This window comes from Mesorhizobium sp. M7A.F.Ca.US.005.03.2.1 (assembly GCF_003997795.1).
Lineage (GTDB): Bacteria > Pseudomonadota > Alphaproteobacteria > Rhizobiales > Rhizobiaceae > Mesorhizobium > Mesorhizobium ciceri.
The window spans coordinates 1-4,084 of the sequence record NZ_RZRP01000579.1 but is presented as its reverse complement, the minus strand read 5'-3'; the positions used below and the strand labels follow the sequence as shown (position 1 = coordinate 4,084).

Below are 4,084 nucleotides of genomic sequence, written 5' to 3'. Positions count from 1 at the left end.
TTGATTTCGTCGCGGACGATACCGAGATCATGCAGCTGGCGGTTCGAAAGGCGACCCAGCTCGGTAACCGTCTCGCGATAAACGCGCCAGTTACGATAGTTGCGGATCAGGTTCATTGTCGTTCTCTTTTTCAAAACTGGTTCGGACCATTCGCGGTCCGAAGAATTAGACCGCCTTGCGAGCGACGTAAGGAATGTCGCTGCGGCTGATGCCGAGGTCGGTCAGTTCACGGTTGCTCAGGCGGCTCAGCTCGGACACGGTGTCCCTGTAGCGGCGCCAGTTGCGGTAGTTGCGGATCAGGTTCATGGTAGTTCTCGTTTCGTCTTTCTTGCGGATCATTCCGTTTGTGTACGAACTATAAATAGGCGGACCCATATCGATTTAAAAGCGCTATGGCTGCATGGCAGCAATGCAAATTGTGCAATGCAGCATTAACGCGCGTTCACGGACCTGACACAAAGAAACCCGAATCGGAAAATGCCTTAGCGCCAACGGCTTGACCGGATCGGCTGCAAAAAAGACCAAACTGGGGGGAGAAGCAGCATGGCGAGCTATTCGTCGCGGGTCAGGGCGGATATCGCGCGCTGGCAGCAGGCCGGCATGATCGACGCCGCGACGGCCGATTCGCTGGCGCGCGATGTCGAGGCCAACGAGCGCAAGTCGCTGAGCTTCGGCTCGATCCTGGCTATGATGGCCGCCTTGCTGTTCGGCGCCGCCATCCTGATTTTCGTCGCCGCCAATTGGGACGCGATCCCGAGGCTGGCGCGCGTGGCGGCGCTGTTTGCCGTCATCCTTGGCGGCTATGTCGGCGGCGCGGCGCTGAAGGCCCGCGACCATGCGGCAATCGGGGAAGCGCTGTGGATCGTGGCGGCCGCGGCTTTCGGCGGCTCGATCGCGCTGATCGGCCAGATGTATCATCTCTCGGGCGACGAGGCCTCGGCTCTGGTGACCTGGGGAGCCGGCACGGCGCTGGCGGCGGTTGCGCTGCGATCGAACCCGCTGACGGTGGCTTCGGTCGGCATCGCCGATGCCTGGCTGTTCCTCAAAGGCTTCGACTATTACAGCCGCAGCGATTTTCCGCACGGCTTCGTCGTCATGGCGATCGTGCTGTTTGCCGTCTCGTTCTGGACCCGCAGCCAGGCGGCGCGCCACCTGATTATCCTGTCGGTGCTGTTCTATCTTATGCTGCTGGTCACCAACCACGACACGCTGCAGGTGGCGATCCCGCTGGTCGTCGCCTCGGCGCTGCTGTTCGCGGCCTCGGTCTTCGCGCCTGGCCCGGTCGACCGGGTCGTGCAACTCGGCGGCCGCTTGCCCTTGCACGCGCTGCTCGGCTTCCTCACCGGCCTCGCAATGATCCAGTTCGAACTCGCCGACGAGAGCACCTACAACAGCGGTTTTGCCCTCGCTTCGGCGATCGCGCTGGCCGGTGTTGTCGCCGCGATCGTGCTGGCAGGACGGGAGAGCCGTGGGCTACGCTGGCTTGCCTATCTCGGCTTCGCCTTCGAACTCGCCATCATCTATGTCGTGACCCTGCAATCGATGCTCGATACGGCCGGTTTCTTCCTGGCCGCCGCGGTGCTGCTCGGCATCCTCGCGATCGTCATCATCCGCGTGGAAAAACGCATGAAGGGCCCAGACGCCAAGGGAGCCACGGCATGATCACCGGGAAAAGGCTTGTCATCTCGGCGCTGGTGGTGGCGCTCGTCCAGATAGGCTTCCTGAGCTGGATCATCGCCGGCCGGGCGGCGATCCTGCGCAACGGCAAGGAAGTGCTGCTGAAGATCGAACCCGTCGATCCGCGCGACCTCCTGCGCGGCGACTATATTATCCTGGGCTACGAGATTTCACGCATACCGGTGAAAATGATCGCCAACATTCCGCCCGACAAATTTTCAAGCGACGATACGTCGATTGTGGTGCGCCTGAAGAAGGGCGCCGACGGCTATTGGCAGCCGACGGCCGCCTGGTTCGGCAAGGCGCCAACGATGGCAACCGCCGACGAGGCCGATATTCTAGGCCACATCGCCGAAGGCTGGGACCTTCGCGGCGAAGAGGCGACCATCGCGCCGGACTATGGCATCGAGCGCTTCTATCTGCCGGAAGGCGAGGGGATGGCGATCCAGAACGACATGCGGGTGCGGCCATTCGGCATCCGTCTTGCGCTTGCCGGCGACGGCACCGCACAGATCAAGGCGCTGGTCGACGGCGACAAGACGCTGTTCGAGGAACCACTCTACTAGGTCCCTTATTTCCGATGGTGTGAAGCATGCCAGTTAGCCTGTCGACGCGTGACGACATCAACCTCGACACTGTCTTCCGCGTCGCCTGGAAGAAGGACACGGTGGAGATCAGCGAGAAGGCCTTGCAGCGCATCGCCGAATGCCGCGCCTCGTTTCTGAAGCTGATCGAATCCGATCCGCCACCGGTCATCTATGGCGTCACAACCGCCATGGGGGAATTGGCAAGCCGAAAGCTCGAACCTGACGAGCGTGATCGCCATGCGCGCATCAAGGCGTTTGCCGCCGCCACCTCGTTCGGCGATCCCTTGCCGGATCGCGTGGTCAGGGCGATCGTGCTTGCCCGTCTGACAAACTTCATCGAGGGCAACGCCGCCACCACGCCGCGCATCGCGCTAGCCGTGGCCGCGATGCTCGACGGTGAGCCGATGCCTGTCGTGCCGGCCTCCGGCCAGGGCGGCGCCGGTGAGATCCTGGCGCTCTATCCCTTGTTTGCAGAACTTTCGACGCGCTTCGACCTCGAGGTCAAGGAACGCGGCTCGCTCATCAACGGCTCGCCCTGCGCCGCCGCTTTGGTGGCCGACGCAGCGCTCGCGGGGCGCCGCCGCATCCGCATGGCGCAAAAAGTGTTCGCGCTGTCGATCGAAGCGTTTCGCGCGCCGCTCGAGCACTATGACGCGGCGCTCGACACGCTCTGGGGCGATGAGCATGAGACGGCTGCCCTGCAGGGATTGCGGGAGTTTCTGGTTGGCGCCGGCGATGGGCGACGCAACTATCAGGCGCCGGTCAGCTACCGCATCGTGCCGCGCGTCCTCGGCCAGGCGCATCGTGCGCTGGCGACGGCCGAGCGGGCGGCCAATGTGTCGCTGGCCTCGGTATCGGACAATCCCGTCTACATCCCGCCCGACGATGCACATCGGCTCGGCCGCTGCATCTCGACCGGCGGCTATCACAATGCGATGGCAACGCCGGCGCTGGACGATCTGGCGGCGATATGGGCCGACATCTGCCTGCTCTGCGACCGCCACGCCTCGAAGCTTCTGAACGGCAAGGTGTCGCTGCTGCCGGATCTGCTGATGACCGGACGTCACTCAGCCGACAGCGATGGCCATGGCAATGTCGGCTATGTGCCGATGGCGATCACCGGTTATCTTGAGCAGGCCAAGCTGGCCGCACAGCGCACCTTCATTCCGGGCACGGAATCGGCTGGCGCGGGGCAGGACGACGTCGCCACGACGGCGTTCTTCGCATGGACCAAGGAAGCAACCGCCGGCCGCTGCGTCGATGCCGCCATGGCGATGCTGGCAATGATCGCCTCGCAGGCGCTGCACGTCACCGAACGGACGCCGCCGCCGACACTGCGTTCCTTCGTCGATCAAATCAGAGCTATCGTGCCGCCTGTCGGCGCCGATCGCGTGCTGGGGCCGGAGCTTGCCAGGTTGGCGGAATGGTTCACTGAGAAAGTGTTCGAGGCGTAGAGATGCCGACAAGCTGTAGCCGGTGAAATTGGTGCGCCTGAACGAACCTGCCGAGCTTCAGGTGGCCTGCCACCCGAAGCTCGAAGAGCGAAGGGTGGTGCGGACGACGGGAATCGAACCCGTACGATCAGAGATCGAGGGATTTTAAGTCCCTTGCGTCTACCAATTCCGCCACGTCCGCAGGCCAGCCCTTTTCAGACGCCAGACACAGGCCGTCAAGTCGTGTTGTTGAGCGTTCGCCGAACGTGCAAACAGACCGGGCGGCTTGATGATACTGGCGCGATCACGGAATTATCGGCGCGGCGGGTAGTGGTAGGATGCCTGTGTGGTGGATTTGATCCGCCAAGGCCGGCGCCTCTCAGGCCC

At 63.2% G+C, this 4,084-nt stretch carries 5 protein-coding genes and 1 tRNA gene; 3 read left to right on the top strand and 3 right to left on the bottom strand.

Translation table 11 applies throughout. The features are described 5' to 3' along the window. Both EN991_RS26025 and EN991_RS26020 read right to left on the bottom strand, forming a co-directional pair. The coding region (locus EN991_RS26025; protein ID WP_127369841.1) for a DUF1127 domain-containing protein at positions 1-116 on the bottom strand (116 nt) is incomplete at its 3' end. Between the two features lie 49 nt (positions 117-165). Beyond that, complete coding sequence (locus EN991_RS26020; protein WP_013531315.1) at positions 166-306, bottom strand: DUF1127 domain-containing protein; 141 nt, start codon at positions 304-306, stop codon at positions 166-168. A gap of 237 nt (positions 307-543) precedes the next feature. Between EN991_RS26020 and EN991_RS26015 the strand changes: the two genes are divergently transcribed. Genes EN991_RS26015 through EN991_RS26005 form a run of 3 tightly spaced genes read left to right on the top strand, consistent with a single transcriptional unit; the run spans position 544 to position 3,718 of the window. Next, positions 544-1,662, top strand: coding sequence for a DUF2157 domain-containing protein (locus tag EN991_RS26015; protein WP_127369840.1), 1,119 nt, complete (start codon positions 544-546; stop codon positions 1,660-1,662). Then, on the top strand, positions 1,659-2,243 hold the full coding sequence (locus EN991_RS26010; RefSeq protein ID WP_027160417.1) for a GDYXXLXY domain-containing protein: 585 nt from the start codon (positions 1,659-1,661) through the stop codon (positions 2,241-2,243). The genes EN991_RS26015 and EN991_RS26010 overlap by 4 nt, the downstream gene beginning before the upstream one ends. 26 nt (positions 2,244-2,269) lie before the next feature. Further along, positions 2,270-3,718: an aromatic amino acid lyase gene (locus EN991_RS26005; RefSeq protein WP_127369839.1), complete on the top strand. Its 1,449-nt coding sequence runs from the start codon at positions 2,270-2,272 to the stop codon at positions 3,716-3,718. A 95-nt stretch (positions 3,719-3,813) separates the two neighbouring features. On the opposite strand, the gene EN991_RS26000 is transcribed toward EN991_RS26005, so the two are convergent. Beyond that, a tRNA-Leu gene (locus EN991_RS26000) sits at positions 3,814-3,899 on the bottom strand. Between the last annotated feature and the right edge of the window lie 185 nt (positions 3,900-4,084).

Bases quoted from the DNA above. Each gene is read 5' to 3' on its own strand.
- EN991_RS26020 (WP_013531315.1), bottom strand. From the start codon at position 306: ATGAACCTGATCCGCAACTACCGCAACTGGCGCCGCTACAGGGACACC.
- EN991_RS26015 (WP_127369840.1), top strand. From the start codon at position 544: ATGGCGAGCTATTCGTCGCGGGTCAGGGCGGATATCGCGCGCTGGCAG.
- EN991_RS26010 (WP_027160417.1), top strand. From the start codon at position 1,659: ATGATCACCGGGAAAAGGCTTGTCATCTCGGCGCTGGTGGTGGCGCTC.
- EN991_RS26005 (WP_127369839.1), top strand. From the start codon at position 2,270: ATGCCAGTTAGCCTGTCGACGCGTGACGACATCAACCTCGACACTGTC.